The sequence below is a fragment of the Sorangium sp. So ce281 genome (assembly GCF_051527395.1).
GTDB lineage: Bacteria > Myxococcota_A > Polyangia > Polyangiales > Polyangiaceae > Sorangium > Sorangium cellulosum_B.
The window spans coordinates 9,503,216-9,529,378 of record NZ_CP150322.1 but is presented as its reverse complement, the minus strand read 5'-3'; the positions used below and the strand labels follow the sequence as shown (position 1 = coordinate 9,529,378).

Annotated in this window: 18 protein-coding genes and 1 pseudogene; 6 read left to right on the top strand and 13 right to left on the bottom strand. The window is 71.9% G+C overall.

Annotation, left to right across the window (positions count from 1 at the left end):
- Positions 1–14 precede the first annotated feature (14 nt).
- On the bottom strand, positions 15–1,427 hold the full coding sequence (locus tag WMF27_RS36170; protein WP_437764323.1) for a DUF4331 domain-containing protein: 1,413 nt from the start codon (positions 1,425–1,427) through the stop codon (positions 15–17).
- Positions 1,428–1,459: 32 nt separating this feature from the next.
- On the bottom strand, positions 1,460–2,524 hold the full coding sequence (locus WMF27_RS36165) for a hypothetical protein (RefSeq protein WP_437764324.1): 1,065 nt from the start codon (positions 2,522–2,524) through the stop codon (positions 1,460–1,462).
- Positions 2,525–2,811: 287 nt separating this feature from the next.
- Here WMF27_RS36165 and kbl point away from each other — a divergent pair, with 287 nt between their 5' ends.
- On the top strand, positions 2,812–4,002 hold the full coding sequence (kbl, locus tag WMF27_RS36160) for a glycine C-acetyltransferase (protein ID WP_437764325.1): 1,191 nt from the start codon (positions 2,812–2,814) through the stop codon (positions 4,000–4,002).
- A gap of 5 nt (positions 4,003–4,007) precedes the next feature.
- Here the strand turns inward: kbl and WMF27_RS36155 are convergent, their stop codons facing one another.
- The 3 genes from WMF27_RS36155 to WMF27_RS36145 all read right to left on the bottom strand — a co-directional run bounded on the left by WMF27_RS36155 (position 4,008) and on the right by WMF27_RS36145 (position 8,272).
- Entirely contained in the window at positions 4,008–5,177 is a 1,170-nt protein-coding gene (locus WMF27_RS36155; protein WP_437764326.1) for a zinc-binding dehydrogenase, read from the bottom strand.
- Between the two features lie 314 nt (positions 5,178–5,491).
- Complete coding sequence (lepB, locus tag WMF27_RS36150; RefSeq protein ID WP_437764327.1) at positions 5,492–6,958, bottom strand: signal peptidase I; 1,467 nt, start codon at positions 6,956–6,958, stop codon at positions 5,492–5,494.
- Between the two features lie 240 nt (positions 6,959–7,198).
- A complete protein-coding gene (locus tag WMF27_RS36145; protein WP_437943312.1) occupies positions 7,199–8,272 on the bottom strand; it encodes a hypothetical protein in 1,074 nt (357 codons plus the stop codon).
- Between the two features lie 156 nt (positions 8,273–8,428).
- Here WMF27_RS36145 and WMF27_RS36140 point away from each other — a divergent pair, with 156 nt between their 5' ends.
- The 4 genes from WMF27_RS36140 to WMF27_RS36125 all read left to right on the top strand — a co-directional run bounded on the left by WMF27_RS36140 (position 8,429) and on the right by WMF27_RS36125 (position 15,027).
- Entirely contained in the window at positions 8,429–9,427 is a 999-nt protein-coding gene (locus tag WMF27_RS36140) for an NAD(P)H-dependent glycerol-3-phosphate dehydrogenase (protein ID WP_437764329.1), read from the top strand.
- Positions 9,428–9,509: 82 nt separating this feature from the next.
- A complete protein-coding gene (locus WMF27_RS36135; RefSeq protein ID WP_437764330.1) occupies positions 9,510–10,580 on the top strand; it encodes a hypothetical protein in 1,071 nt (356 codons plus the stop codon).
- Positions 10,581–10,630: 50 nt separating this feature from the next.
- A complete protein-coding gene (locus tag WMF27_RS36130; protein ID WP_437764331.1) occupies positions 10,631–12,568 on the top strand; it encodes a sigma 54-interacting transcriptional regulator in 1,938 nt (645 codons plus the stop codon).
- Positions 12,568–15,027 carry an endonuclease MutS2 gene (locus WMF27_RS36125; RefSeq protein ID WP_437764332.1) on the top strand — a complete coding sequence of 820 codons (2,460 nt, stop codon included), beginning with the start codon at positions 12,568–12,570 and terminating at the stop codon, positions 15,025–15,027. Before WMF27_RS36130 ends, WMF27_RS36125 begins: the two co-directional genes overlap by 1 nt.
- Before the next feature lie 36 nt (positions 15,028–15,063).
- Here WMF27_RS36125 and nusB read toward each other — a convergent pair whose 3' ends face one another.
- The 8 genes and pseudogenes from nusB to WMF27_RS36085 form a co-directional block, all read right to left on the bottom strand.
- Positions 15,064–15,486 (bottom strand): transcription antitermination factor NusB, encoded by a 423-nt coding sequence (gene nusB, locus WMF27_RS36120; protein ID WP_437764333.1) that lies wholly within the window; start codon positions 15,484–15,486, stop codon positions 15,064–15,066.
- 16 nt (positions 15,487–15,502) lie between these two features.
- Positions 15,503–16,012 (bottom strand): 6,7-dimethyl-8-ribityllumazine synthase, encoded by a 510-nt coding sequence (ribH, locus tag WMF27_RS36115; RefSeq protein WP_272102824.1) that lies wholly within the window; start codon positions 16,010–16,012, stop codon positions 15,503–15,505.
- A 96-nt stretch (positions 16,013–16,108) separates the two neighbouring features.
- The gene (gene ribB / locus WMF27_RS36110; protein WP_437944553.1) at positions 16,109–17,278 is read right to left on the bottom strand and encodes a 3,4-dihydroxy-2-butanone-4-phosphate synthase; all 1,170 of its coding nucleotides are present in this window, start codon (positions 17,276–17,278) and stop codon (positions 16,109–16,111) included.
- 58 nt (positions 17,279–17,336) lie between these two features.
- The gene (locus WMF27_RS36105; protein WP_437764335.1) at positions 17,337–18,080 is read right to left on the bottom strand and encodes a riboflavin synthase; all 744 of its coding nucleotides are present in this window, start codon (positions 18,078–18,080) and stop codon (positions 17,337–17,339) included.
- 17 nt (positions 18,081–18,097) lie between these two features.
- Positions 18,098–18,460 carry a PilZ domain-containing protein gene (locus tag WMF27_RS36100; RefSeq protein WP_012239873.1) on the bottom strand — a complete coding sequence of 121 codons (363 nt, stop codon included), beginning with the start codon at positions 18,458–18,460 and terminating at the stop codon, positions 18,098–18,100.
- A gap of 6 nt (positions 18,461–18,466) precedes the next feature.
- Positions 18,467–21,172 carry an Rne/Rng family ribonuclease gene (locus WMF27_RS36095; protein ID WP_437764336.1) on the bottom strand — a complete coding sequence of 902 codons (2,706 nt, stop codon included), beginning with the start codon at positions 21,170–21,172 and terminating at the stop codon, positions 18,467–18,469.
- Between the two features lie 545 nt (positions 21,173–21,717).
- The gene (locus WMF27_RS36090) at positions 21,718–22,251 is read right to left on the bottom strand and encodes a hypothetical protein (RefSeq protein ID WP_437764337.1); all 534 of its coding nucleotides are present in this window, start codon (positions 22,249–22,251) and stop codon (positions 21,718–21,720) included.
- Between the two features lie 332 nt (positions 22,252–22,583).
- Positions 22,584–22,839: pseudogene (locus tag WMF27_RS36085) on the bottom strand (carboxyl transferase domain-containing protein); the annotation flags it as partial.
- Between the two features lie 661 nt (positions 22,840–23,500).
- Here WMF27_RS36085 and WMF27_RS36080 point away from each other — a divergent pair.
- A complete protein-coding gene (locus tag WMF27_RS36080) occupies positions 23,501–26,161 on the top strand; it encodes a protein kinase domain-containing protein (RefSeq protein ID WP_437764338.1) in 2,661 nt (886 codons plus the stop codon).
- Positions 26,162–26,163 lie beyond the last annotated feature (2 nt).

The window sequence follows — 26,163 nt, the reverse complement described above, 5'->3', positions numbered from 1 at the left end:
CCACGCCGGGCCGCTCAGGGCCGGAAGTGGCCCTGGGTCGCACCCTCCCAGGCCGTCGCCAGGTACGGGAAGGCCGGGAGGAACCGCGCGTCGTTCGCTCCCACGCCGTCGCCCGCCGTCGCGCCGAGCGCGCCGGTCAGGACGAGCGTGAGCAGCGCGTCGGTGACGTCGGTCTGCTCGTGATCCGCGCCGGGGACCAGCGCGCGGCCGTTCGGGAAGCCCGACGGCATGCCCAGATCGATCCGGAGCACGTCGCCGACGGTCTCCAGGCTGTGTCCTCCGAGGCTCGCGGGCTTCAGGTTGAAGGCGTCGATGAGGTCGGTCCGGCTCTGCTTCAGCGCCTCGGGATCGAAGGCCGCGAGCGGCTGGCCTGCCTGATAGAGCCCGGCGAACTCGGCGTCCCGCACCAGGATCGGGTTCAGGAAGTAGGCCCCGAAGTTGGCGAGATCGTCGCGCGGGTGCGCGCGGTTGTACTTGTCCTTGTCCTGCAGGCCGATGATCCAGGTGTTGATCAGCGGCAGGCCGACACGCGACACCTGGACCCAGGGACCGAGGCCATCTTCCTTGCCGTTCGCGCGCAGGATCCGCACCTTGCGGCGGCTCGCGGAGGCCCAGACGCCGAGCGTCTGCCGGTCGCTCGGCCCCGGCGTCGGCTCCGCGCCGCCGTTGACCGCGGCGAGCGGGAGCTCGAGCGCGAGCGTGTGGACGTTGAAGCCGGCGAGGTTGTCGCGCGCGGTGCACGACGGGTTCGGCGCCGCGAGGAGCGGGCACAGCCCCGCCAGATCGGACGCGCGGCCGAGATCCGCGTAGAACCCGTCGTCGCGCGGCCCGGCCCAGGCGCGCCCCGCGCCGCCCGCCATCTGCTTGAGGAACTTCGAGGACGTCGCGAAGGCCGGGTAGCCGCCGCCGGTGATCCGGTAGGCGAGCTGGTTCGTCCTCCTCCCGATGTTCGGCGGCGCGACCGGGGCGTCCCTCAGGAGCACGGTCGGCGCGCCGCCCTCGATCCTCGTCACGGTGTACGTCTGCTCCCCGCCGGCGAGCTGCGAGAAGAACTCGTTGCCGCCGCTCGGCGCCGGCGTGAGCCCCGCCGGATCCGCCGGCACGTACGGCCTGGTCGAGAACCGGAACTGATAGGTCAGCGCGTCCTCGAGGCTCGACGGCCCGCGCGCGATGTGCACCTCGTAGAGCACGTCGTCCGAGAAGCCGTGGAAGTTCGGCCCGCTGGCGGGCTCCTCGAGCGGGATGTAGCTCGCGAGGATCACGAGGTTGCCGCCTTCCACCCACGCGTACAGGTCGGTGTTGTCGGCGGCCGGATCCCTCGCGATGGCCGGCGCCTCGCGGTGGCTCGACGCTGCGGCGAGGCCGGGCGCGCTGAGCGCGACGGACGCCGTGAAGACGGCGACGGCGCGAGACGGTCGGTGGATCATGCGTGCGGGTCCTTCCATCGCTCCTCTGCGGCTCATTGCCTGAGCAGGAACACCGAGCCTTGCTCCTGGGCCCTGTGATCGACGAACGCGAAGACGTCGGCGCCCCTCGCCCGGTGCAGCCCCCCGGGCTCGTCGTGGCCAGGCGCGCCAGCGACCGTCGCCGAGCGCGCCCCGGACGCCACATCGAGCCACACGACCTCGTCGGCGCCCCGGGTCGGGTCGCGCGTGAGCACGAGCAGCGCCGCGTCGTCGCGCGTCAGCGCGATGCCGCACGGCGTACCGACGTGGAGCCCGGTCGCGAACGGGCTCACGAAGCCGTCCTCGATCCTGAAGATGGTCGCCGTCTTGTCGGGGCCCGCGAGGGTGTCGCACACGAAGACGTCGCCCCGGCCGGCGACCGCGATCCCGCTCGGGTCGACGAGCGGGCTCCCCTTGGCGAGCGCCGACACCTCGCCGCCGCGCGCCGGCAGCGAGAACACGCCGGGCTGGCCGTCGTCGCGAGCGCGCCCCGAGAAGATGATCCGCTCCTCGTTGTCCGCGCCGCGGGCGACCTCGAGGCCGCGCGCGCACAGCCCCTCGCCGCCGTCGATCGGGGCGACGGCGCCGCCGGGCAGGTCGATCGCGAAGAGGGCGCCCGCGTCGCCGAGCGCCGGGCCGCCCGCGCCTGGGTCGGCCACGAAGACGCGACCGCCGTCCGCGCTCGTCGCGATCCCGAGCGGCGCCACGAGCGGCGGACCGGCCGCGATCTCGGCGGCGTCCGCGCCGCCTTGCGCGCCGATCCTGAAGACGCCGGCCCTGCCGTCCGCGCCGAGGCCGGTGAAGTACACGTAAGCCCCGGCGACATCCGGCGTCGCGTCGAACGCGATCGCCGGGACGAGCGGCAAGGCCGCATAGGGAGCGTCATCCCCCGCGCCGCCCCCGCCTCCCGTTCCGCTCGCCGCGGTCGTTCCTGGCGCTCCGCCGGTGGAGCCCGCGCTGGCCCGTCCGGGCGGATCCTCCGCGCGGCTGCAGCCCGGGTTGCTCGCGGCGGTCGCGAGCGACGCGACAGCGCACAGCACACCGGCGCTTCGCCGGAAGTCCCCCCTGGCTTCCGTCATGCCTGCTCCTCCCGAGGGCGCCGTTCGTGCGCTCGGCTCGCGCGGCGCGCTGGCGCGCGCGACGCGAGCCGCACGGCGATCGCGCGGCGCTGGACGCTGCCCGTTCTGCCACGTGCCTCCCGGATCGAGTAGGCCGCGGCCGCGCTGCGCGCGACAAAGCCGCTTGCACCCTGCCTCTCGTGTCCGGGGTCGCCTGCTGGCGCTCAGGCCCATGAGCAGCGCCGCCCTGGGGGCCCGGACGGCGTTCCCCCGTCGACCGGCTGACGGCCCCGTTTTATAACGACGTCATGTTCGATGTCGCTCGGTCATTGTACGTACGGGCGTTGGAGGACATCCGTGCGGCGGGTCTCTACAAGGAAGAGCGGATCCTCGAGACGCCGCAGGGGCCGGTGATCCGGACCGAAGGTGGCGCCGGGGTCCTCAACTTCTGCGCGAACAACTACCTTGGCCTGTCGTCGCACCCGACGGTCATCGCGGCGGCGAAGGAGGCGATCGACACGCACGGCTTCGGCCTCTCCAGCGTGCGCTTCATCTGCGGCACGCAGGACCTTCACCGGCGGCTGGAGTCCAGGATCGCCCGCTTCTTCGGCGCCGAGGGCGCCATCCTCTACTCGTCGTGCTTCGACGCGAACGGCGGCCTCTTCGAGACGCTCCTCGGCGAGGAGGACGCCGTCATCTCGGACGCGCTGAACCACGCGTCGATCATCGACGGTATCCGCCTCTGCAAGGCCGAGCGGCACCGCTACCCGAACGGGGACATGGCCGCCCTCGAGGACATCCTCCGCGCGACGGCCGGCAAGCGGCTCCGGCTCATCGCCACCGACGGCGTGTTCTCGATGGACGGGTACCTGGCGAAGCTCGATACCATCTGCGATCTCGCCGACAAGTACCGCGCGATGGTGATGGTCGACGACTCGCACGCGACCGGGTTCATCGGGCCGACCGGGCGCGGGACCGCGGAGCTCTGCGGCGTCATGCACCGCGTCGACGTGATCACCTCCACCCTCGGCAAGGCGCTGGGCGGGGCGAGCGGCGGCTTCACGACCGGCCGGCAGCCGATCGTCGACCTGCTCCGGCAGCGATCGCGGCCGTACCTGTTCTCCAACACGCTCGCCCCGGCGATCGCCGGCGCCTCGATCGCCGTGTTCGACCTCATCGACGCGGAGCCCTCGCTGCGCCTGCGGGTGATGGAGAACGCGCGCCGGTTCCGGCAGGGGATGGCGCAGGCCGGCTTCACCATCAAGCCCGGCGCCCACCCGATCGTGCCCATCATGCTGGGCGAGGCGCAGCTCGCGAACGAGATGGCGAGGGCGCTGCTCGCCGAGGGCATCTATGTCATCGGCTTCTCGTACCCCGTCGTGCCGAAGGGCCAGGCGCGCATCCGGGTGCAGCTCTCCGCCGCGCACGAGCCCGAGCACGTCGATCAGGCGATCGACGCCTTCCGGAGGGTCGGCCGGCGCCTCGGCGTCGTCGCCTGAGCGGCTCAGTAGCGGAGGATCACCTTCGGGTGGCTCGAGATCGCCTCCTGGAAGGCCGCCGCGTCGTAGTCCTCGAAGTCGAACACCGTCCCCTCACCGCGGTTCAGGATGACCTCCCAGATGAGGTCGTGGATGTTCGGATCGCGCGACTCGAGCAGGTGGCGCGTGATGTGCCACGTCTCGAAGATGCGCCGGCCGATCACGCTGTGGAGGCTGATGCCGTCCACGATGAGGCGGTCGAAGTTCTCGATCACCGCGTCACCGCTCTTCAGGCCGAAGAGGATGACGTCGCCCCCGCGCCTCGCCGCGTGGATCGCGTTGTTGACGCTGCTGTTCACGCCGCTCATCTCGAGCACGACGTCGACGCCGACGCCGTCCGTGAGCTTCCGCACCCGCTCCGTCAGCTCGGGATCGCTCGCGTGGGGCCGCTCGGGGCTCGCCCGGTGCGGGCGCAGGACCGCGTCGGCGCCCAGGCGGCGGGCCATCTCGGCGTTCCGCTCCGCCGGCTCCACGCCGATGACGTAGATCGCCCCCATCGCGCGGGCGATCGCGATCGCGAACAGGCCGATGGTGCCGCAGCCGAAGATGGCCACGCGCTTGCCGCGGAGGTTCACCTTGGTGCACGCGTGCACGGCGTTGCCGAACGGCTCCTGCACCGCGGCGACCTCGGGCCGGATCCTCGCGATGTCGGTGCGCCAGAGGTTCTTCGCGGGCAGCTTGACGAGCTCGGCGAAGCAGCCATCCTCGCTGATCCCGATGATCTTGTCGTCCGCGCACACGTGGGTGTCGCCGACGCGGCACTGGTAGCAAGCGCCGCAGGCGATGTGGCTCTCGGTCGACACGACGTCGCCGATCTCTAGCCCGAAGGACCGGCGCGCGTCGGTCCCGAGGTCGACCACGCGGCCGAGCAGCTCGTGGCCGATCGTGCGCGTCGCCTTCCGATCGCGATCGAGCGACGAGAGGATCATGTCCTTGAAGGCGCTGCGGAACCAGATGCCGCGATCCGAGCCGCAGAAGCCCGTCATGATCGGCTTGACGAGGACGCTCGCGCGGTCGTGGTAGTCCCTGGCCTCGTCGATCGCCGGGCGCTCGACCTGATCCTTGGACAGCCCGACGGTGGACTCCCACGGCTGCTTCTCGCGGTTGTACGTCAGCGCCCACATCGCGTCGCTCATGCACCTGGCTCCTGTTCGGGGTTCGAGGCGCACGCAGCTGGCGCACGGGCGCCTCGGGCATGGGAAGCGTGGCGCGTGAACGAGCGAACGCCCATCAGAAAATTGCGCTCGGGTTGCTCACGTGTCCGGCGTCTCCCCTCGGCCTCTTCGGCGCGATCTCGCGGCGCCCCGGGCGCATCGTCTGCGCCGTTGCCCTGGACCGGATGACTCGCCGCGTCGACCTCGAGGGGACAAGACCGCCCACGCGCTGTCGGGGACAAGACCGCCTACGCGCTGACGGGGAGGCTGCGCGCCCACGCGCAGCCGGCGCGGCTTCAGCGGCGCTTCGACGGAGGGCGCGCGGGCGCGGGCGGCGGGGTCGTCTCGGAGACGGGGGGCCGCTCGCGGAGGCATTTCTCGAGGCCGTCGTGCAGGGTCGCCTCGTGGGCGCCGGGGAGCTTCGGGCGCCCCATGACGTTCACGAAGAGGCGATCCTGCGCGATGCCGCCGCCGGGGCCGAAGCTCATCCACACGAACATCGCGCGTCCCTTGATGTGATCGAAGGGCACGCCCGCGCCGAGCCCTCCGCGCCAGCTGCGCGAGTCGTGGCTGTTGTTGCGGTTGTCGCCCATCACCCACGCCTCTTCGGCGGCCACCTTGAAGGGGCCCTGGAGATCGCCGCAGACGCCGCCCCGGCACGAGGAGCCCGGCGTGCAGTCGTCGCTCTCCACGCACATCATCCCGTCGGGGTTCTTCTCGTAGAGCGTGAAGTACGACTTGTCCCCGAGGTACTCGACGAACAGCTCCGCTTGCCGGCCCTCGTAGTGGTAGGGGCCGACGTGGCAGTGCGGGACGAGCCAGCCGTTGATGACGGGGCGGCCGTTGATCGCCTCCAGCGTGTCGCCGGGGATGGCGATCGTCCGCTTGATGAAGTCCTGCTCCTTGTTCTCGGGGAACTTGAACACCATCACGTCCCCGCGCGACGGCGGCAGGCGAGGGAAGAGGCGCTGGTCGGTCCAGGGGATGAGCGGGCCGTAGGTGAACTTGTTGACGAAGATGTGGTCGCCGACCATGAGGGTCGGGATCATCGAGCCGCTCGGGATCTTGAACGCCTCGACGACGAAGGCGCGCAGGAGGAGCGCGACGGCGACGGCGATGCCGATCGACTCCGCGTACTCGCGCATCTCGCCCTTGCGCCAGCGGCTGAGGTGCTCGCCGACCGCGCGATCGGCGCGGCTGTGGGCGGCGTCGAACTCGTCGGCGTCGAACGTCTCGGCGCTCATCGCGCGCTCGAGGGCCGCGATCGCCTGCGTCACCTGCTCGCGCTCGCCGCTCGTCAGCTCGCGCTCGACGTCACGCTTGCGGCCGCGCAGGATCCGGTGGGCCTCCTCGAGGAGCGCCGCGGCGTCCTCGAAGCGAGCGCGCGCCTTCGGCGGGATGTCCCGGCGGCCGCCCACGCCGATCGCCGACGCGAGCGGCAGCTCGTGGCGGAACCGCCAGAGGATCATCGCGAAGATCGTGAAGAGCACGATGCCCGCCGGGATCTGCTGCTCGCCGACGAAGACCCGGAGCGGCTGGGAGCTCCCTCCCTTCGCCGGCGGGGTGAGCAGCCAGACGCTCAGGACCGCGAGCGCGAAGGGGACGATGCAGATCCACACGAGGTGGAACAGGAAGCGCAGCGGCGCCCGGCCGTCCCTGCCCCCTGGCGGTGGCGGAGGAGAGCTGCCAGCCGAGCGCGGGTCTGCGCCGCCTGTCGCCTTGGCCGCGCTGGCGCGGGGCTCCGAGCTCGCGCTGCCCCTCATCGAGGGTCTGAACTCCGAGCTTGCGGGCCGACTGGCCGCGACCGACGGGACGCTCTGGGGTGGATCATCGGGGCGCGGCGGCAAGAGAGAGCTTATGTATACGCCGCCCCTCGCCGCGGCAAGTGCGCAGGCGTGGAGGGCGACACGCGGTCCGTCGGCGTCGCCGCCCGCGTGTCCTCGTTCGCCCTCGTTCGCCCTCGTTCGCCCTCGTTGTCCCCGTTCGCCCCTCGCTCGCCCTCGTCAGGGCGCGTCTCCGACCTCGACGGCGTAGCTCACGAGGGCCGCGCGGTCGTCGCGGGCGTACGTCGTTGGCTGCGTCCGCCCCGCGGCGCTCGTGTTGTCGATGACGAGGTAGTAGTGCCCCTTGGGCAGCGGCACCGTTCGCCGCCAGGGGGCGCCGGAGTACACCGGCTCGTCGAGCAGGGCCGCCGCTGTCAGGGGCGCCGGCGCGGGCTGCGTCAGGTACGCCTGGAGCCACGGCTCCCCGGCGCCTCGAGGCACGAGGAGGACGTCCACGCCGGGCGCGCCCTCGACGGTGATCGTGAGCGTCAGGGCCTCGCCGTTGCCCGCGATCTCCAGCGGGCCGATGGTATCGCGCTGCTCCTGGTGCACCTCGGTGCGCTCGTTCGCCAGGAGCAGCTTGCCGTTGTCGCGGCGCTCGTACGGAGCGTCGGGCCGCTGCCCCTTCTCGATGATGCCGAGCCCGAACTGCACGGCGCCGTCGTCGTCGCGGATGACGGTGAACCCCCGGGCGATCTCGGTCTTCAGGAGCTGGGCGCCGAGCGCGTTCGCGTACGCGCTGCCCTGGGCGAGCGACACGCCGCCGAGCGAGATCGCGGCGGGCTGCTCGATGAGCTTGGTCGTGAAGCTCGCCGCCGTCGTCGAGCGCTGGCGGAAGTACACGTACATCGTGTCGCCATCCATCAGGAAGTCGTGGTCGTACTCGACGGCCGCGCTCGCATCGAAGCTCATGCGCTTCGTCAGGTTCGTCCAGACGACGCCGCTCCCCCCGAACTGGAGGAGCAGGTGCCCGTTCGCGAGCTCCTGGGCGACGCACGAGCCCGGGTAGAACCGGCCCGTCACCGGATCCTCGTCGCGGAGGCGCAGCGGCACGCTCCGCTTCCGCATCTCGGTGCAGAGCTGGCTCGTCGCGAAGGCGAGGATGGCCCTGCGGAGGGACAGGTTTCCCGGGTCGTTCACGACGCCGGGCATCACGCCGAGCGCGCCTTGGCCGCACGCGCCGCACACCGTTCCGAGCAGCGAGAGGCAGAGCGCGAGGCCGAGCGCGCGCAGCGCGGCGGTGCGGAAGAGCATGGGCGCAGCATAGTCGAAACACCGGCGGGTCGAGCGGCGCGCCGGCGGGTCGAGCCGCGCGCCGGCGGGTCGAGCCGCGCGCCGCCGTCGGCCCCCGCGCGCCGCGAGGCGCGCCGCCGTCGGCCTCGGCGCGCGGGTGGTGATAGGGTCACCGCCATGGCGAACGTCGCAGTCATCGGGGCCGGCGCGTGGGGGACGGCGCTGGCGAAGTTGCTGGCGGACAAGGGCAACCCCACCGCGCTCTGGGCGCACCACGACGAGCTCGCCGAGCGCATCGGCCGCGAGCGCCAGAACGGCCGGTACCTGCCGGGCGTGGAGCTGCCCGCGAGCCTGCGGGCGACGGGCGATCTCGAGGACGCGCTCCGGGGCGCGGAGCTCGCCGTCGTGGTCGTCCCGTCGCACGCGCTGCGCGAGGTCGTCCGGGAGGCAGGGCGCCACATCCCGCGGGACGCGCTCGTGTGCAGCGCGACGAAGGGCATCGAGAACGACTCGCTGATGCTGATGAGCGAGGTGCTGGTCGACGAGCTCGGGCGCGAGGCCGAGCCGCGGCTCTCGTACCTGTCGGGCCCGAGCTTCGCGCGCGAGGTCGCGGCCGGCCAGCCGACCACGGTCGTGGTCGCTGGCAGGGGCGAGCGGGAGACGCACGCGGTGCAGCGCATGTTCGCGACCGACAGGTTCCGGGTCTACTCGTCCGATGACGTCGTGGGCGTCGAGGTCGGCGGCGCCCTCAAGAACGTCATCGCCATCGCCGCCGGCATCTGCGACGGCCTCGGCTTCGGCCACAACGCGCGCGCCGGCCTCATCACGCGCGGCCTCGCGGAGATCGGCCGCGTGGCGGGGGCGAAGGGGGCGAACCCGCTCACCCTCGCGGGCCTCTCCGGGATGGGCGACCTGGTGCTCACGTGCACGGGCGAGCTGTCGCGCAACCGCACCGTCGGGATCGAGATGGGCAGGGGACGGAAGCTCGACGAGATCCTCGCCGGCCTCGGCCACGTCGCCGAGGGCGTGAAGACCGCGAAGAGCGCGCACGACCTCGCGGACAAGCTGGGCGTGAGCGCGCCGATCACGGTCGAGGTGTACCGGATGCTGTACGAGGAAAAGCCGCCGCAGCAGGCCGTCGTGGACCTCATGACCCGCGCGCTCACGAGAGAGTGAGACGCGGGGCCGGCTCGCGGGAAGGCGCTTTCTCGCGCCGCCGCGCGCCTCGCCTCTCGCGAGCGTGTAAAGTGGCGGCGCGATGCACACGCGACCTCTCGTGAGTCTCCTCTCCGCGCTCCTCCTGTCGAGCGTCAGCTCGACGGCCGCTGCCCAGTACGGCGCGCCGCCCTACGGTGGTCAGCAGGGCGGCGCGTACGGCGGTCAGTACGGCGGCGCGTACGGCGGCGGGTACGGAGGCCAGTACGGCGGCTACGGGTACGCCCCGCCGAAGAAGAGCGAGCCCAAATCGACGCCGCTCGAGGTCGGCTACCTCTACGCCACCTCCGTGGCCTACGGCGTGGGGACCGGCATCTGGATCGACGCGATCGCCGGCATCGACGATCCCGGCGTGCAGTTCATCGCGCCCGCGCTCCTCGGCGTCGCGGCGCCGGTCGGCGTCTACTTCCTCGACTCGCCGCCGATGCCGCGCGGCATGCCGTCCGCGATCGCCACGGGCATGGTGATCGGCGCGGGCGAGGGGCTCGGCATCGCGTCCTACCAGTACGTCAGCGCGCGGAAGGGCAAGGAGTGGGGCTTCCTCGGGCTCGCGACCGCCGAGGTGATCGGCTCCACCGTCGGCGGCGCGGCGGGCTGGGGTTTCTACTACCTCCTCCGGCCCAAGCCGCAGACCAACATGCTCGTCGCCTCGGGCGCGGTGTGGGGCTCGCTCATCGGCAGCGCGTTCGGGGCCGCCGCCAGCAACGGCGACTGGAGCGAGTCGAACGACAGCGTCTCGCTCGGGGGCCTCATCGGGTTCAACGTCGCGACCGCGGGCGCCGTGGGCCTGTCCGTCGCGTGGACGCCCTCGTGGAACCAGCTCGCGTGGATGTGGGGCGGGCTCGGCATCGGCACGGTGGTGTCGTTGCCCATCTACCTCGCGTACATCGGGAGCGATCATGACCCCCGCCGCGGCCTCATCGCCCAGGGCGCGGCGGGCACCCTCGGCCTCGTCGCGGGCGCCTTGTTCCTCGGGAGGCCGGACTCGAGCGCCTCCGTCGCCCTGGACGACCAGGAAGATCGTGGCCGTCCCCCGTTCGCGCGCGTGCTCGGCGGCAGCCTCACGCCCTACCGAGGTGGGCTCGGCGCCGTCGTCGTCGGAGAGCTCTGGTAAGCCGCGGCGTGCCGTCCAACACGGCTGCATGAGGCCGCGGCACGCCTGCTATGCTGCCCTCGATGCCGACCCTGAAGTATTTCGCCTCCGAGGGCGCGCCACGCCTGTACAGCGTCCACAAGCCGGTCACGACGATCGGCAAGGCGCTCGGAAACGACGTCGCGGTCGCGGGGGCAGGGGTGCTGGACCATCACGCGCAGATCGTGTTCGACGGACGCGATTTCGTGCTGGAGGAGTGCGAGCGCGACGGGGAGATCGCGATCAACGGCAAGAAGAAGCGGCGCGCCCGCCTGGTGCACGGCGACCGGCTCCAGCTCGGCGCGGTCGAGGTCGGCTTCTCGATGTTCGCCGAGGCGCCGACCGTCCAGGAGCGGCTCGCGGCGGGCGACGGCGGCGCGGAGCGGCCCGCGCCGCTGCGGGGCTCGTCGGAGCTCGCCGGCGTCCGCAAGCTGTTCGCCTTCAGCGAGAAGCTCATCAACCGGCGCAGCGTCGACGAGCTCCTCGAGGCGATGCTCGACGACGTCATCGAGCTGACGCACGCCGACAAGGGCTTCCTCCTGCTCCTCGAGGGGGCGGAGGCGGCGGCCGACACGGCGGTCTGCGGCGGCGCGCCGGCCGCGGGCGGCGAGCGCAAGCTGGCCGTGCGCGCGTCGCGCAATGTCCGCAAGGAGGCCATCACCGACGCGGCCGGGGGGATCTCGGACAGCATCGTGCGTCAGGTCATCGTCTCGGGCCGCCCGGTGATCGTGTCCGACGCGCTCGCCGACACGCAGTTCGGCCGGAGCGACAGCGTCATCGCGATGAAGCTCTCCAGCGTGATGTGCGCGCCGCTCCTGTCGCAGGGCCAGATCATCGGCGCGCTCTACGTCGGCAACGACAAGATCAAGCACCTCTTCGACCGCGCCCAGCTCGATCTGCTCAGCATCTTCGCGTCCCAGGCCTCGCTCATCCTCCAGAACGCGATGCTCCTGAACGCGCTCAGGGCCGACAAGGCCAAGCTCGTCGCCGAGCTTCACGACAAGAAGTTCGGCGAGATCATCGGCGCCTGCCCGTCGATGCTCGAGGTGTTCCGCAAGCTGCAGAAGGTCGCGGCGACCGACATCAGCGTGCTCATCACGGGCGAGACGGGGACCGGGAAGGAGCTCATCGCGCGGGAGCTGCACCGGCGCAGCCCGCGCGATGGCGGCCCCTTCATCACCATCAACTGCGGCGCGATCCCCGAGAACCTCATCGAGAGCGAGCTCTTCGGCCACGTGAAGGGCGCCTTCACCGGCGCCATCGCCAGCCGCCCGGGCAAGTTCCAGGTCGCCGACAAGGGCACGCTGTTCCTCGACGAGATCGGCGAGCTGCCGCTGAACCTCCAGGTGAAGCTCCTCCGCGCCCTCCAGGAGCGGATCGTCTTCCGCGTCGGCGACTCGAAGCCCGAGAAGGTCGACATCCGCATCGTCGCCGCCACGAACAGGAACCTCGAGGAGGAGATCCGCGCCGGCAATTTCCGGGAGGATCTCTACTACCGGCTCAACGTCGTGAACCTGTGGCTCCCGCCGCTCCGCGAGCGGGGCGACGACGTGCTCATCATCGCCAAGGTGCTGCTCTCGAAGTACGCCGACGAGCTCGGCAGCGCCGTGCGAGGCTTCAGCCCGGCCGCGCTCGCCGCGATCAAGAAGTACCCCTGGCCGGGCAACATCCGGCAGCTCGAGAACCGCATCAAGAAGGCGCTCGTCCTCTGCGACCAGGCGCTCCTCGCCGTGGAGGACCTCGATCTCGGCCCGGGCGCCGAGACGGCCATCATGCCGCTGGAGAAGGCCAAGGAGGAGTTCCAGCGGCGGTACGTGCTGGAGGCGCTCGAGCGCAACAACGGCAACCGCACGCAGACGGCCCGCGACCTCGGCGTCGACCCGCGCACCATCTTCCGCTACCTCGAAAAGGAGCAGAACCCGATGCCGAGCGGGGCCGGCGGCGTGGCCCGCGATCCGACCGAAGCGTGATGGACTACAACCCCGAAGGGCCCTTCGCAGACCCCTGTCCGACCAAGACCCGCGCCGACCTCGAGTGGGATCGCGTCCTCGAGGCGCTCGCCGAGCGATGCGCGTCCCGGGGCGGGAAGCGGCTGGCCCGGGCCCTGCCCTTCGCGTCGACGCGCGCCGAGGCCCTCACCGCGCTCGCGGAGGTGCGCGAGGCGGTGGAGCTCGCCCGGGCCGGGGAGCCGGTGCCGTCGCGCGACGTCGCGGAGCTCGAGGACGCGCTCGATCGGGCCCGCATCGGCGCGGCGCTCGCGAACGAGGAGCTGCGCGCCGTGCTCGGCCTCCTCGAGGCCGCGCGGACGTCGCGGCAGTACCTGCAGAACCGGCGCCAGATCGCGCCCGCGCTCCACGCCGCGTGCGCGACCAACCCGGAGCTCGACGCCGTCGCGCGCGAGCTCGCGGCGGCCTTCGATCCGGACGGCACGCTCGCCGATCGCGCGTCGCCTCGCCTGGAGGCGCTGCGCGCGGAGCGGCGCGCGGTGCGCGAGCGGCTCGTCCGGCGCCTCGAGGACCTCATCCAGAAGCACGAGGACATCCTCCAGGACCGCTACTGGACGGAGCGCGACGGGCGCTACGTGCTGCCGGTGCGCTCCGACGCGCACGAGCGCTTCCCCGGCATCGTCCACGCGACGAGCGCGAGCGGCGCCACCGTGTTCGTGGAGCCCCGGGTGCTCGTCGAGACGGGCAACCGGATGAAGATGGTCGACGCCGAGGTCGCGCGCGAGGAGCTGGCGATCTACGCGGCGCTCACCGCCCGCGTGGCCGAGGACGTCGAGAGCGTCGCGGCCGCCGCCCGCGCGCTGGCCCACGCCGACGTGCGGGCCGCGGCGGCGCGGCTCGCGCAGGACCTCGACCTCACCTTCCCGGACGTCCCGGAGGACGCCTTCGAGGCCGGGCGGGGCGCCTCGGAGGGCGGATCGAGGTCGACCTCCATCGAGCTCGTCGGGGGCCGCCACCCGCTCCTCGCGCTCGACGGCGTGAAGGTGGTCCCGAGCGACCTCGCGATGAGCGCGGGCCGCGCGATGATCGTCTCCGGACCGAACGCCGGGGGCAAGACCGTGGCCCTGAAGACGCTCGGGCTCGCGGCGCTGATGGTCCGCGCGGGCCTGCCGGTCGCGGCCAGGGAGGGCTCTCGCGTCGCGCTCTTCGACGTCGTGCTGACCGACGTCGGCGACGAGCAGAACCTCCACAAGAACCTGTCGACCTTCAGCGCCCACGTGAAGAACCTGGGGCGGATCCTCGGCGAGACGCGCCCCGGCGCGCTCGTCCTGCTCGACGAGCTCGCCGGCGGCACCGATCCGCGCGAGGGCGAGGCGCTCGCCGCGGCCGTGCTCGACGCGCTGTGCGCGCGCGGGGGCACCGTCGCCAGCACCACGCACTACGAGGGCCTCAAGGCGCTCGCGCTCGGGGATCAGCGCTTCGAGAACGCCTCGGTCGGCTTCGATCTCGCCACCATGAGCCCGACCTTCCGGCTCGTCGTCGGCGTGCCCGGCGCCTCGAGCGCGCTCGCTGTCGCGCGGCGGTTCGGCATCCCGGGCGCCGTGCTGGAGCGGGCCGACCGCTTCCTCACGAAGGAGGCGGTCACCTTCGAGCAGATGGTCGAGAAGCTCTCCGCCGAGCGCCGCGCGCTCGAGCTCGCGCGCGAGGACGCCGAGCGGGAGGCGGCCGCCTCCCGCGCGAAGCGGCGGGAGCTGGAGGCGGAGATCGAGCGGGCTCGGGACAAGGAGCGCGGCGTGATCACGCGGGAGGGGGAGGCGCTGCTCGCCAGCCTGCGGCGCGCGCGCGAGGACCTCAAGGCGGCGCAGGCGCGCCTGCGCGGCAAGCCCACCGAGGAGGACGTGCGCGCGGCCGCTCGCGCCATGGACGCGGTGGGGCAGAAGACGTCGATCGGCGGCGAGCTCGAGCTGCGCCCGAAGGACGAGCCGCAGGCGCGGCCGGCGATCGATCCGGCCGCCATCCGCGTCGGCGCCCGCGTCTACGTGCCTCGCCTGCGGGCCGAGGCCGAGGTGGTGGAGGTCCTCTCGGGCGGCCAGCTGCGGGTCACCGCCGGCTCGCTCAAGCTCACGACCTCGATCGCCGAGCTGCGCGGCACCGGCGCGCCACCGGCCGCCGCGGCGCCCCCGCAGCGCCGCGTCGATCTGGACGCCGCCGCCGACCCCGACGTCCCGATCCAGACGGCGGACAACACCGTGGATCTCCGCGGCCTGCGCGCGCACGAGGCGGTCGCCATGGCCGAGCAGTTCCTCGACCGCTCGCTCGGCGCGGGCCGCAAGGTCACGTTCTTCGTCCACGGGCACGGCACGGGCGCCCTGCGCGATGCCGTCCGCGAGGCGCTGAGCGGGAGCCCGTACGTGGCGCGCCTCCGCCCGGGCGGACCGAGCGAGGGCGGCGACGGCGTGACGGTCGCCTGGCTGAAGTGGTGAGCGAGCGCGCGCCCGAGCGGCAGCGCGCCGTGACGCTCAGCGGTCCCGGTCGACGCGGCCGAGGTTCTCGGCGATCCGGTCGAGCACGCCGTTCACGAAGGCGCCGCTCTCCTCGCTGCCGTAGCGCTTGGCGAGCTCGACCGCCTCGTCGAGGATGACCGCGCGCGGCACCTCCGGGCGGTTCATCAGCTCCCACGCGCCGAGCCGGAGCACGTTCCGATCGACGCGCGCCATCCGCTCGAGGCGCCAGTTCGTGCTCGCCTTCCGGATCGCCTCGTCCACGGCCCCGAGATCCTCGGCGACCCCGACCACCACCTCGTCCGCGTAGGCGCGTCCCTCGGGATCGCCCGGCGTCTCGCGCCAGAAGGTCGCGACGACGCGGGGCGCCGAGCTTCCTCCGGCTTCCACCGCGAACAGCATCTGCAAGGCCGCTTCACGGCCGGTAGAGCGCGCACCCATCTCTCAGAACCTTCGTTTACAGGCCAGCGGTGTCCAGCGCGGCGCCGAGCGCGAGCATCTCGATCGCGCTGACGGCGGCCTCCCACCCCTTATTGCCATGCTTCGTGCCCGCCCGCTCGACCGCTTGCTCGATCGAGTCGGTCGTGAGCACCCCGAACGTGACCGGCACCCCGGTCTGGAGCGACACGGTCGCGATCCCCTTCGTGACCTCGGCCGCCACGTAGTCGAAATGCGGCGTCGAGCCCCGGATCACCGCGCCCAGGGTGATGATCGCGTCGACGCTCTTCTTGTGCGCGAGCCTCCCCACGATGGTGGGCATCTCCCACGCGCCCGGGACGCGCACGATCGACGTCCGACCGAGCGCGCCGCCGTGCCGCGCGATGGCGTCGAGCGCGCCCTCGACCAGGCGATCGACGATGAAGTGGTTGAAGCGGCTCGCCACGAGCGCGAAGCGCGCCCCCGGCGGGACCACCAGGTTCCCTTCGATCACCCTCGCCTGTGCTTGCCCGACCGCTTGCTCTGCCATCCGCCGTTCCTCTCTCCTGCCGCGCGAGGTGCGCGATCGCCGCGATCGCGATCCTGTCCGAGCGCCCTTTTACCAGCGAACGAGCGCGCCCGTCTGTCAGGCTTCGCCCTTCATCGAGACGAGCGGCACCCGCTCGATCACGGTGAGCCCGTACCCGGTGAGCCCCGCGATCTTCGGCTGGCTGTTCGTGAGGAGCCGGATCTGGTGCACCCCGAGGTCCGCGAGGACCTGCGCGCCGAGGCCGAACTCCCGCAGCGTCCACGGCTGCTGCGTCTTCACGACGGGGAGCGTCTCGTCGGAGCCCGAGCCCTTCAGCAGCTCCAGCTCGCGGCCCAGGTCCCCTCGCGACGGGATGTAGACGACCACCCCGACGCCGGCGCTCTCGATCGCGAGGAGCGCCTCGCGCAGGTTCGAGCCGCCGTCGAGGGGCGTCGAGCTGAAGAGGTCCGCGATGGTCGACCCGGAGTGCACGCGGCACAGGATGGGGTCCGGCGTCGCCACCGCGCCCTTGGTCAGCGCGAGGAACTGCCGCTGCTCGTTGATCACCTCGTAGACGTACACGCTCCACTCGGTGCCCGTCAGGTCGAGCCGCAGCGTCCGTTCGCCCACGCAGCGGACCAGCCGCTCGGTCTGGAGCCGGTACTGGATGAGGTCCGCCACCGTCACGATCAGCAGGCCGTGCTTCGCGGCGAACCCCTCGAGATCCCGCATGCGGGCCATGCTGCCGTCGTCGTTCATGATCTCGCAGATCACGCCCGCCGGCCGGAGCCCGGCGAGGCGCGCGAGATCCACGGATCCCTCGGTCTGCCCCGTCCGCACGAGCACGCCCCCGCGGCGCGCCTTCAGCGGAAAGACGTGCCCCGGCGTGACGAGATCCTCGGGCGCGGCGTCGCGCGCGATCGCGACCCGGATCGTGTGCGCCCGATCGGCGGCGCTGATCCCCGTCGTCACCCCGGTGCGCGCCTCGATGCTGACGGTGAAGGCGGTGCCGAGCGGCGGTCCGCTCCGCCCTGGCGCGGACATCATCGGCAGCTCGAGGCGCGCGACCTGCTCCTCGTCGAGGGCGAGGCAGATGAGCCCGCGCCCGTGCATCGCCATGAAGTTGATCGCCTCGGGGGTGACCGCCTCCGCGGCCATGCAGAGATCCCCCTCGTTCTCGCGATCCTCGTCGTCGACGAGGATCACCATCTTGCCCGCGCGGATGTGATCGAGCGCGGTGTTCACCCGGTCGAGGACCGCTTTGTCGATGGTCAGCCGGTGAGGCATCGGGCCCCCGGAGGTCATGTCCTGGTCGAGCCTGCCGCTCGAGGCGGCTGACACAGCCTCACCAGAATCCCCCCGCGCGCAGCTTTGCGAGGAGTCGTTCGTCGTGATCCGCATGCTCTCCCGTATTTCCGCGCTCTTCGCCGCGCTCGGCGGAGGCATCGCCGCCGCGCGCGTCTTGGCTCGAGAGGCCCTTCACGCTGGCGAGCGATGCGACCTCGAGCGCCCGCGCCACGTAGCGCGCGAGCACGTCAACTTCAAGGTTGACGGCCGCGCCGGGGCGGAGCTCTCCGAGGAGAGTCCGGCCGATGGTGTGCGGCACCAGCATCACCTCGAACCAGATCTCGGCGGCGCCCGGCGTGGACACGGTGTTGAGCGTGAGGCTCGCGCCGTCGACGGCGATCGAGCCCTTGGGAGCGAGGTACGGCGCGAGCTCGGGCGGGGCGCTCACCCGGAGGCGGATCGCGTCGCCGGCCCGCGCCTGCTCGACGACGCGGCCGAGCCCGTCGACGTGGCCCAGCACCACGTGCCCCCCCATCCGCGCGCCGAGCGGCGTCGCGCGCTCGAGGTGGACGCGCGCGCCGACCGGCAGCGCGCCGAGCGTGGTGCGGCCGAGGGTCTCGGCGGACATGTCGCACTCGAAGCCGCCGGGCGCGATGCGATCGACCGTGAGGCAGGCGCCGTTCACGCTCACGGACTCGCCGAGCGTCAGCGGCCCGAGGCTCGCCTCGACGAGCGCGCGGGCGACGGCGCCGCCGCTCCGGCGGCGGAGGACCCCGATCGTCTCGACAAGCCCGGTGAACATCGCCGACGCCCCCCTGCCTAGCCCTTCGAGGTGCGGTGCCCCTGGCTGGTCAGGAGCTTGTCGATGAGCCCCTGCGAGTAGCCCGACAGCTCGGTGAAGACGACGCCCATCCCCTGCGGATCATCGTGCACGCGCACCACCTCGCCGACGCCCTCGATCGTCTCGATGTCGTCCATGATCACGGTGAACCGCAGGTTCACCTTCGTCCCGACGGCGAGCGGCGTCTTCGAGCGCACGAACACGCCGGTCCGCGAGATGTTCGTCACGTACTCGTTGATGAACGCGTCGTAGGACTCGAACTCCTTGTTGATGGTGACGCGCTCTTCCTTGCGTCCCGTCTTCGCGTCGCTGCTCTCCGGAGAACCCTGATCGTCCACCATGACGCCTTACCTGCCTTGCAGATCGAACTGCTCGAGGTGGTACTCCTTCCGGGGCACGAGATCGATCCGGCGCTGGAACAGCCGCTCCGCCTCTTGCACGGCGATGCGCTCGTCGTTCTTCAGCAGATCGATCACGGCCGGGTGCGCGTTGACCACGACCGAGTAGCCGGGCAGGTTCATCCGCTCGCGCCGTATCTGCCGCAGGATCTCGTAGGCGACGGTCTGCTTGGATTGCAGCTGGCCCGTCCCGTCGCAGTAGAAGCACGGCTCGAGGATCGTCCGCCCGAGGCTCTCGCGCGTCCGCTTCCGGGTCATCTCGATGAGGCCCAGATCGGAGATCCGGTTCAGCGTGGTCTTCGCCTTGTCCCTGGAGAGCAGCTCCTCGAGGCGGCGCCGCACCTTTTCCCGGTTCTGGGCGCGCTCCATGTCGATGAGGTCGAGGATGATGAGCCCGCCGATGTTGCGGAACCGGAGCTGGTAGGCGATCTCTTCGACCGCCTCCAGGTTCGTGGTCAGGATCGTCTCCTCGAGATCCTTCGACCCCTTGCCGACGAACCGCCCTGTGTTCACGTCGATCGCGGTGAGCGCCTCGGCCTGGTCGATGATCAGGTGCCCGCCCGAGGGCAGCGGGACCTTCCGCGACAGCGCCCGCTGGATCTCGTCCTCGATCCCGTACGCGTCGAAGATCGGCTCCGTCCCCTCGTAGAGCTCCACCGCGTCGGCGCGCTCGGGCATGAACATCTCGACGAAGCGCCGCAGCCGGATGTACTCCTCGCGGTCGTCGATCACGATCTTCTCGATGTCGTCGGTGAAGAGGTCGCGTGCGGTCTTCAGCACGAGGTCGAGCTCGGTGTAGAGCACCGCAGGCGCCCTCACGCCGCTCTCCCGCTTCTTCGCCACCTCGCCCCAGAGGCGCACGAGGTAGCCGACGTCGGCCTTGAGCTGCTTCTTCGTGAGGCCCTCGGCGAGCGTGCGCACGATGAGCCCGCCCTGCGGAGGCTTCATCGCCTCGATGGCGTCCCGCAGCCGGGATCGCTCCTTCTCCGAGCCGATGCGCTTGGAGATCCCGATGTGATCGACCGTCGGCAGGTACACGACATAGCGGCCGGGCAGCGAGATGTGGCTCGTGACCCGGGCGCCCTTCGTCCCGATCGGCTCCTTCGAGATCTGGACGATGACCTCCTGCCCTTCGCGGACGACCTCGCGGATCGGCGTCGACTTCGAGATCCGCGGCGGCTCGTTCTGCCAGCTGCGTGAGCTCTGCTGGCCCCGCGCTGCGCTCTTGCCCTTGCCGTCCCGCGGCTGCTCGCGCCCGCGCTCTCGCGTCCGCTGCTCGCGCCCGCGTTGCTCGCGCCCCTCGCGTCCGCCCTGCTGTCCTTTGCCGCCCCGGTCGCGCCCTTCGCGCGCGTCCCGGCCCTCGCGGCCTTCGCGCGGCGCCTCGCGCCCTTCTCGGCCTTCGCGCGGCGCCTCGCGCCCTTCTCGGCCCTCGCGCGGGGCCTGGCGTCCCTCGCGCGGGGCCTCGCGGCCTTCGCGCGGGGCCTCGCGGCCTTCGCGCGGGGCCTCGCGACCTTCGCGCCCCTCGCGTGCTTCCGCGGGGGCCGCCTCCGCGAGCGCGGGGCCGCCCTCGAGGTTGGCGCGCCGGTCGCGCGTCCGTCCCGAACGGCGCACGCGCGCCTCGCGCCGTCCGCGCGCGCGCCCGCTGCGCGCCCGCGCTGCCGGCGGGACGTCCTCGCCCGAGGCCGCTGCCGCGGCCTCCGGGACCGGCGGCGCGCTCGCCTCCTGTCCGGCCGGCCAGTCGCCGGCGGCGCCGTGCTCGTCCGACGCGCTCGCCTCCTGCGCTCCTGTCTCGCCGCTGTCCGCGGTGTTGCTCAGCGCTTCCGGATGCTCCTCGGCCGCGCTCCACGCGTCCGCTGCATCCTCCGGTGGCGGGGAGGCAGGCTCGACCTCGTAGCCGGGCGCGTCGAGCTCGTCGTCGTCCTCGATGCTCGCCTCGTCGGGGCCGGATTCCTCGTCGCTGGCCTCGTCGGCGTCGCTGCCTCCGCCTGGCGCGACCAGCTCCTCGTCGTCGTCGGCGCCGTCGTGCTCGTGCCCGTCGTCCTCCGGCTCCGAGTCGTCGGCCTCGTCGAGCGCCACCATCGTCCCCACGCCGGCGAACGCCTGGCCGGAGGGGCCTCCGAGCACATCGAGCGCCGTGGGCAGCTCGATCGGCACGTCGCTCCCTTCGTCGAGCGAGCCGCCCGCATCGGCCGAGCCGCCGGCCTCGAATTCTTCTTCCGCCCCGAAATCCGCTCCTTCCCGGAGCTCGTGTCGTCCGGGCGTCACGTCGGGGCTCTCGGGCGCGGCTTCTGCGCCCGATAGCTCATGCACCTCGCTTTCGTCTGGTCTAGGCGCCTCGCTGCCACGCGCGGCGCGGCCTCGTGAGGAGGCGCGCTCTTCCTCAACATTCCGGCGGTGCCCAGCCAGGTACGCCTCGAAATCGTCGGGCCGGATGAGGTCCTCGACGTGCAGGAAGGCTGCTCGCTCGAGCCCCACGTCGATGAACGCGGCCTGCATTCCGGGCAAAACGCGGCTGACCTTGCCGAGGTAGATGTTTCCGAGCGTCCCCTTGGAGCTCTCCCGCTCGAGATGCAGCTCAGCGATGATCCCGTTTTCGATCAGCGCGACGCGTGTCTCGCGGATGTCCACATTGATGACGAGAAGGTTCTTTCCCATGTCGGATGCCGCACATCGGCGGCGCCGCCAAGCGTTACCACGGGTTGCCCGGCCCATGAAGGCGCAACCCGGAGTATGCTGCGCGATTGGGGCCCGGGACCGGAGGCCGCCGAGGCAGGCCGGCCGCCAGCGCGTGAGCTACCTCGCGTCTCCGCCGCTCTGCCTCGACGGCGCCCGGCGGCGCGCCTGCCGCCTGGCCCGCGGACCGGCGGCGCCCGCCGCCGGGCCAGGGCCCTGGCCGGGAGCGCCGGATCGAGGCGCCCGCACGGCGGCGAGGGCGCGCGAGCCGGGGCGACGTCCCTCAGGCGGCGCTCCCCGCCCTCGCCCGGGACCCGAACCGCCCCGTTCCCTCGCCCCCGCTGGCACGCCGCCGCTTCCGTGCTGCTCCGGAGCCGCCGGTGTCGTGCCCCGCGCCGCCCTGCGCCGGCTGTCGAGCCGCGACGGCTGGCGCGGGCGAGCCGTCCGCCGCGGCTCAGCCCGCATAAAGGCCGAAGGGGGCGGCCATCTGGCGCCCCCTCCGGAGATGCGCTGCTGTTGTCAGAGGCTCACAGGCCACACACCGGCTCTCCGCCGGCATCGCAGCGCTCGGCGCACTCCTCGCAAACAGTGCACGTGATGAGGGCGTCGTAGGCCTCGACCCCGGCCGCGTTGTCCGTGCGGCACGTCTCGATGCACGTGGCCGGGTCTTCCACCGCGGCGCAGTCAGCGATACACACCACCACGTCAATACAATCGCTGCTGTCCGCGCAGGCCTTGCGGACCTCTTTGCACGGCCCATCGCCGGCGCACTTGTAGCAGCCCTCATTCGTGTCGCGGCCGCACGTGTCCGTCGTGTCATCACAGGTCGGGGTACCCGTCGAGGAAGTGCTCGTGGCGCTCGCGCCTCCTTCTCCGCCGGCGCCGCCGCTGCCGCCGGAGCCGCCATTGCCGCCGTTGCCGCCGTTGCCGCCGCCGCCAGAGCTGCTGCTCCCGCTGCTGCTGGTGGTGGTGCTGGAGCCCGACGACGTGTTGCCGTCGTCACCGCAAGCCACGAGGGCGCAGCCGGAGATCAAAACCGCAGCGAATACCCAAGATTTCATGCTCAATACCTCCACAGAACCCAACCGACCCTTCATTCGTGTACTCGGCGCCCCCCCAACGCTCGGCATGCCTGCCAAACCACCCGTTGTCCTGCGACCGGCCTCCGGGTGCACCTGTGCAGATCGTCGGTCAGAGAGAAGCATCGTGCGTGAAGTTCAAAGAAAAACAGCCACGCAAGTCGTTTCTACACGCTCGGGATCGGCCGCGCAACGGCGTCGCTCGCCCCAGCACCCACCTGCCGTGGCGCTCTAAGCGGTTTGCTCGCTGATCTCTCCCGGAGCACGGCTCTCGCGGGCTCTCAGCTGTCGCAAAATTCTGCTAAAGCGGGATGTTTGATGTGCTTGGAGGCCGTGACGTCGTAAGCGCCGCCATAGGCCGTGCGGGTGATCACCCTCGCCTCGGGCACGGAGGCTCCGGCGAACGCATAGAGGAGCTTCGCTCCGTGAGCGATGATCCCGCCCTATTCCTGGTCGAGCCCCGGGAGGAAGCCGGGCACGTCGACGGAACGTGACGAGCGGGATAGTGAAGCCGTCGCAGCAGCGGACGAAGCGCGCCGCCTTGATGTCGAGGCAGCCGGCGAGCACGACCGCGCGACGCCATGGCAGGGCGACGACCCCATGCAGCCGGTACGACAAGGGAGCGAGGCCGGCGGAACCGTGCGAACCGTGCGAAACATGCGAAACGCACGAAACGCACGAAACGCGCACGACGTGGAGACCTGGGGACGCGCGAGGCGCGCGGGGACCTGCGACGAAAAATGACCGCGGTCCTCGATCGGCTCCGCCCTACTCTCTTGCGCGGGCGAGGGGACACCACGTACGCTGAGCGGCGCTCAGCTCCCGATGGTAAATGCAGGAATTCCCGATACGTAGACCATCTGAAGACCGGGACGCGGGGGCCGCCATCGCCGTTGCGGACCCGCCGCGCCGCGACTTCGAACGGGGCAGCTCGGGCCGGCGTGGCAGCAGAGCGGTCGCCTTCCACGGCCACTGACGTGCGGCGCCTCGTGAGATGCGCACGGAACAGCGTCACCGGCAGCCCTCGATCGTTCGCGCGAGCGCCACGCGCTCCTGGCTCGCAACGCCTTGCGCTCGACGGCCTCAGCGTGGCCTTCCGCCTCGCGTCGCGGGGTGAGATCGTTTCGGACGAGAGGTCGCTCGAGTGAAGCTCGCTCAGACTCGTGAGGCTCGTGCCCTGGCCGTCGCCGCGGTGGCGCGAGGGCTCATCGAGCCCAACGCCCTTTGGGATATGGCTTGCCGATGGACCCTCGGCGGCGCGTCGACGCCCCAGGAGCTCTTCGAGGGGATCCTCACGCCCGAGCAGCTGGCGGCGCTGCCGGAGCTGCTCGCGCAGGAGGGCCGCAGCCCGCCCGTCGCGCGCGCCCTCTCGCCGCAGAGCGAGGACGGGGACGCGCTGCGCTTCGACACGCAGCGGGAGATCGACCTGCCTGGAGATGACGTCGGGGCCGATTTCCCGACGCTCGCGACCTCTGCCACGCGCGCCGTGAACTCCGGCGGCACCCGGTACGAGGTGGGCGAGGCGCTCGGGGCCGGGGGCGCCGGGAAGGTCGTGAAGGCGCGCGATCGGGAGATCGGGCGCGTGGTCGCGCTGAAGACCTTGAAGCCAGGGGCCGAGGAGGACTCCGCGGTAGGCAACCGCTTCCGGACCGAGGCGCGGATCACGGCCCAGCTCGAGCACCCGAACATCATCCCGGTCTATGACCTCGGCACGCTGCCGAACGGCCAGCCGTACTACTCCATGCGGGTCGTCAAGCGGCAGAGCCTGCAGAACGTGCTGACGAACCCCGAGCTCCGCAGGCAATGGCCGCTCGTCCGGCTCATCGGCGCGTTCGTGCAGATCTCCCGGGCGCTGGCCTACGCGCACCGGCGAGGCGTCGCCCACCGCGACATCAAGCCGGAGAACGTGCTGCTCGGCGACTACGGCGAGGTCTACCTGGGCGACTGGGGCAACGCGAAGCTGCTCGCGAGGGCGGAGGTGAGCGAGCCGATCTCCGTCGATCCGAGCGGGCAGGACTTCGGCCGCAGGCGGCACGAGGCGATCGCGAGCGCGCTCTCGGGCACGCCCGGCTACATCGCGCCCGAGCAGATCCGAGGGGACCACGCGCGGATCGATCACCGCGCGGACATCTTCGCGCTCGGCGTGGTGCTCTACGAGATCCTCACCGGCGAGCACCCGTTCGACGCGCCGACCGTCCTCGCCGTGATCCTCGCGACCCAGACGCGCGACCCCAGGCCGCCGCGCTCGATCGCGCCGAGCTGCCCGCTGCTGCTCGAGGACCTCTGCCTGGCGATGCTCGCGAAGGATCCCGATCAGCGGCCGCCGACCGCCGACCGCGTCGCGGCGGAGGCGGAGGCGTTCCTCGAGGGCGCCAAGGAGCGGATGCGCCGCCGCGAGGAGGCCATCAAGCTATGTGAGCTCGCCAAGGCCCCGCTCGAGCGTGACCGGCGGCTCGACGGCGAGCGCGAGCGGCTCGTCGAGGAGGCGCGGCGGCTGCTCAAGGACGTGAAGGAGTACGAGGCGATCGAGCGCAAGCGGGCGGGGTGGCAGCTCGAGGACAGGGCCGCCGGGGTCGAGCGCGAGCAGGCGCGCGCCGCGGCGGAGGCGATCGATCTCTACACGAAGGCGCTGGCGTACGATCCGGACCTGGTCGAGGCGCGCGCCGGGCTCGCGGACCTCTACTGGTCGCGCGCGGTGCGGGCGGACCAGGAGCACCAGCACGCGGCGCGCATCTACCACGAGGCGCTCGTGGCGGAGTTCGACGTGGGCCGCTACGCCGCGCTGCTCACCGCCGATTCGGTCCTCTCGTTCGACTCGTCGCCGCCCGGCGCGAGCGTCGTCGCGTACCGTTACGTCGAGAAGGATCGCATCCTCGTGGCGAGCGACGAGCGCTCGCTCGGCCGCACCCCGCTCCGCGAGGTGCACCTCAAGCCGGGCAGCTACCTCTTCATCCTGAAGCGCGCCGGCTGCCGGGACGTGCGCTACCCGCTGCTGCTCAAGCGGGGCACCCACCACCGCGTCGAGGTGAACCTCTACACCGACGCGGAGATCGGCGAGGGGTTCGTGTACATCCCGGGGGGGACCTTCATCGCCGGCGGCGACGCGCAGGCCGACGATCCGCTCCGCCGCGCCGAGCTCCACGTCCCCGACGTCGCGATCGCGAAGTTCCCCGTCACCTTCCGCGAGTATTGCGAGTTCCTGAACGAGCTCGAGACGCGCGATCTCGATCTCGCCCTCAAGCGCGCGCCACACGGGACGCGCGGCTCCGAGGGCTACGTCGCGCGGCCCGCCAGCAGCGGCGGCTGGGAGCCGTTGCCCAGCGTGGTCGAGGGCGACGCGCAGAAGCGGTTCCCGGCGGAGGAAGGGCACCTCTGGAACCTGCCGGTCATCCTCATCGACTGGTTCGACGCCGTGGCCTACTGCCGTTTCCGGAGCGAGCGCGACGGGATCGAGGTCCGGCTGCCCACCGAGCTGGAGTGGGAGAAGGCGGCTCGCGGGACCGACGGCCGGTTCTACCCGTGGGGGGATCACTTCGACCCGACGTTCTGCCTGATGCGCTCGTCGCGGCCGTTCCTGGCGCAGCCGGAGCCGGTAGGGACCTTTCCCATCGACACCTCGCCCTACGGCGTGCGCGACATGGCGGGCGGCGTGCGCGAGTGGGTCGCCGACGTGAACGGCGAGAGATCGTGGGCGGAGACGTCGGGTGATCTCGAGTCGGCCGCCGACGCCGGCGGAGACGCGCCGCCGTGGCGCATCGCCCGCTCCGGGAGCTGGGCCGCGGACTCGCAGCAGTGCAGGAGCGCGTCGCGCACCCGCTTCTTCGGGATCGCGCGGGCGCTGAACCTGTCGTTCCGGGTCGCGAAGCCGCTCTCGCGGGGCCCGGGTCGCTGAGC

Coding starts and splice junctions, on each gene's coding strand:
- WMF27_RS36170 (WP_437764323.1), bottom strand. CDS start 1,427: ATGATCCACCGACCGTCTCGCGCCGTCGCCGTCTTCACGGCGTCCGTC.
- WMF27_RS36165 (WP_437764324.1), bottom strand. CDS start 2,524: ATGACGGAAGCCAGGGGGGACTTCCGGCGAAGCGCCGGTGTGCTGTGC.
- kbl (WP_437764325.1), top strand. CDS start 2,812: ATGTTCGATGTCGCTCGGTCATTGTACGTACGGGCGTTGGAGGACATC.
- WMF27_RS36155 (WP_437764326.1), bottom strand. CDS start 5,177: ATGAGCGACGCGATGTGGGCGCTGACGTACAACCGCGAGAAGCAGCCG.
- lepB (WP_437764327.1), bottom strand. CDS start 6,958: ATGAGGGGCAGCGCGAGCTCGGAGCCCCGCGCCAGCGCGGCCAAGGCG.
- WMF27_RS36145 (WP_437943312.1), bottom strand. CDS start 8,272: ATGCTCTTCCGCACCGCCGCGCTGCGCGCGCTCGGCCTCGCGCTCTGC.
- WMF27_RS36140 (WP_437764329.1), top strand. CDS start 8,429: ATGGCGAACGTCGCAGTCATCGGGGCCGGCGCGTGGGGGACGGCGCTG.
- WMF27_RS36135 (WP_437764330.1), top strand. CDS start 9,510: ATGCACACGCGACCTCTCGTGAGTCTCCTCTCCGCGCTCCTCCTGTCG.
- WMF27_RS36130 (WP_437764331.1), top strand. CDS start 10,631: ATGCTGCCCTCGATGCCGACCCTGAAGTATTTCGCCTCCGAGGGCGCG.
- WMF27_RS36125 (WP_437764332.1), top strand. CDS start 12,568: ATGGACTACAACCCCGAAGGGCCCTTCGCAGACCCCTGTCCGACCAAG.
- nusB (WP_437764333.1), bottom strand. CDS start 15,486: ATGGGTGCGCGCTCTACCGGCCGTGAAGCGGCCTTGCAGATGCTGTTC.
- ribH (WP_272102824.1), bottom strand. CDS start 16,012: ATGGCAGAGCAAGCGGTCGGGCAAGCACAGGCGAGGGTGATCGAAGGG.
- ribB (WP_437944553.1), bottom strand. CDS start 17,278: ATGCCTCACCGGCTGACCATCGACAAAGCGGTCCTCGACCGGGTGAAC.
- WMF27_RS36105 (WP_437764335.1), bottom strand. CDS start 18,080: ATGTTCACCGGGCTTGTCGAGACGATCGGGGTCCTCCGCCGCCGGAGC.
- WMF27_RS36100 (WP_012239873.1), bottom strand. CDS start 18,460: ATGGTGGACGATCAGGGTTCTCCGGAGAGCAGCGACGCGAAGACGGGA.
- WMF27_RS36095 (WP_437764336.1), bottom strand. CDS start 21,172: ATGGGAAAGAACCTTCTCGTCATCAATGTGGACATCCGCGAGACACGC.
- WMF27_RS36090 (WP_437764337.1), bottom strand. CDS start 22,251: ATGAAATCTTGGGTATTCGCTGCGGTTTTGATCTCCGGCTGCGCCCTC.
- WMF27_RS36080 (WP_437764338.1), top strand. CDS start 23,501: ATGGCTTGCCGATGGACCCTCGGCGGCGCGTCGACGCCCCAGGAGCTC.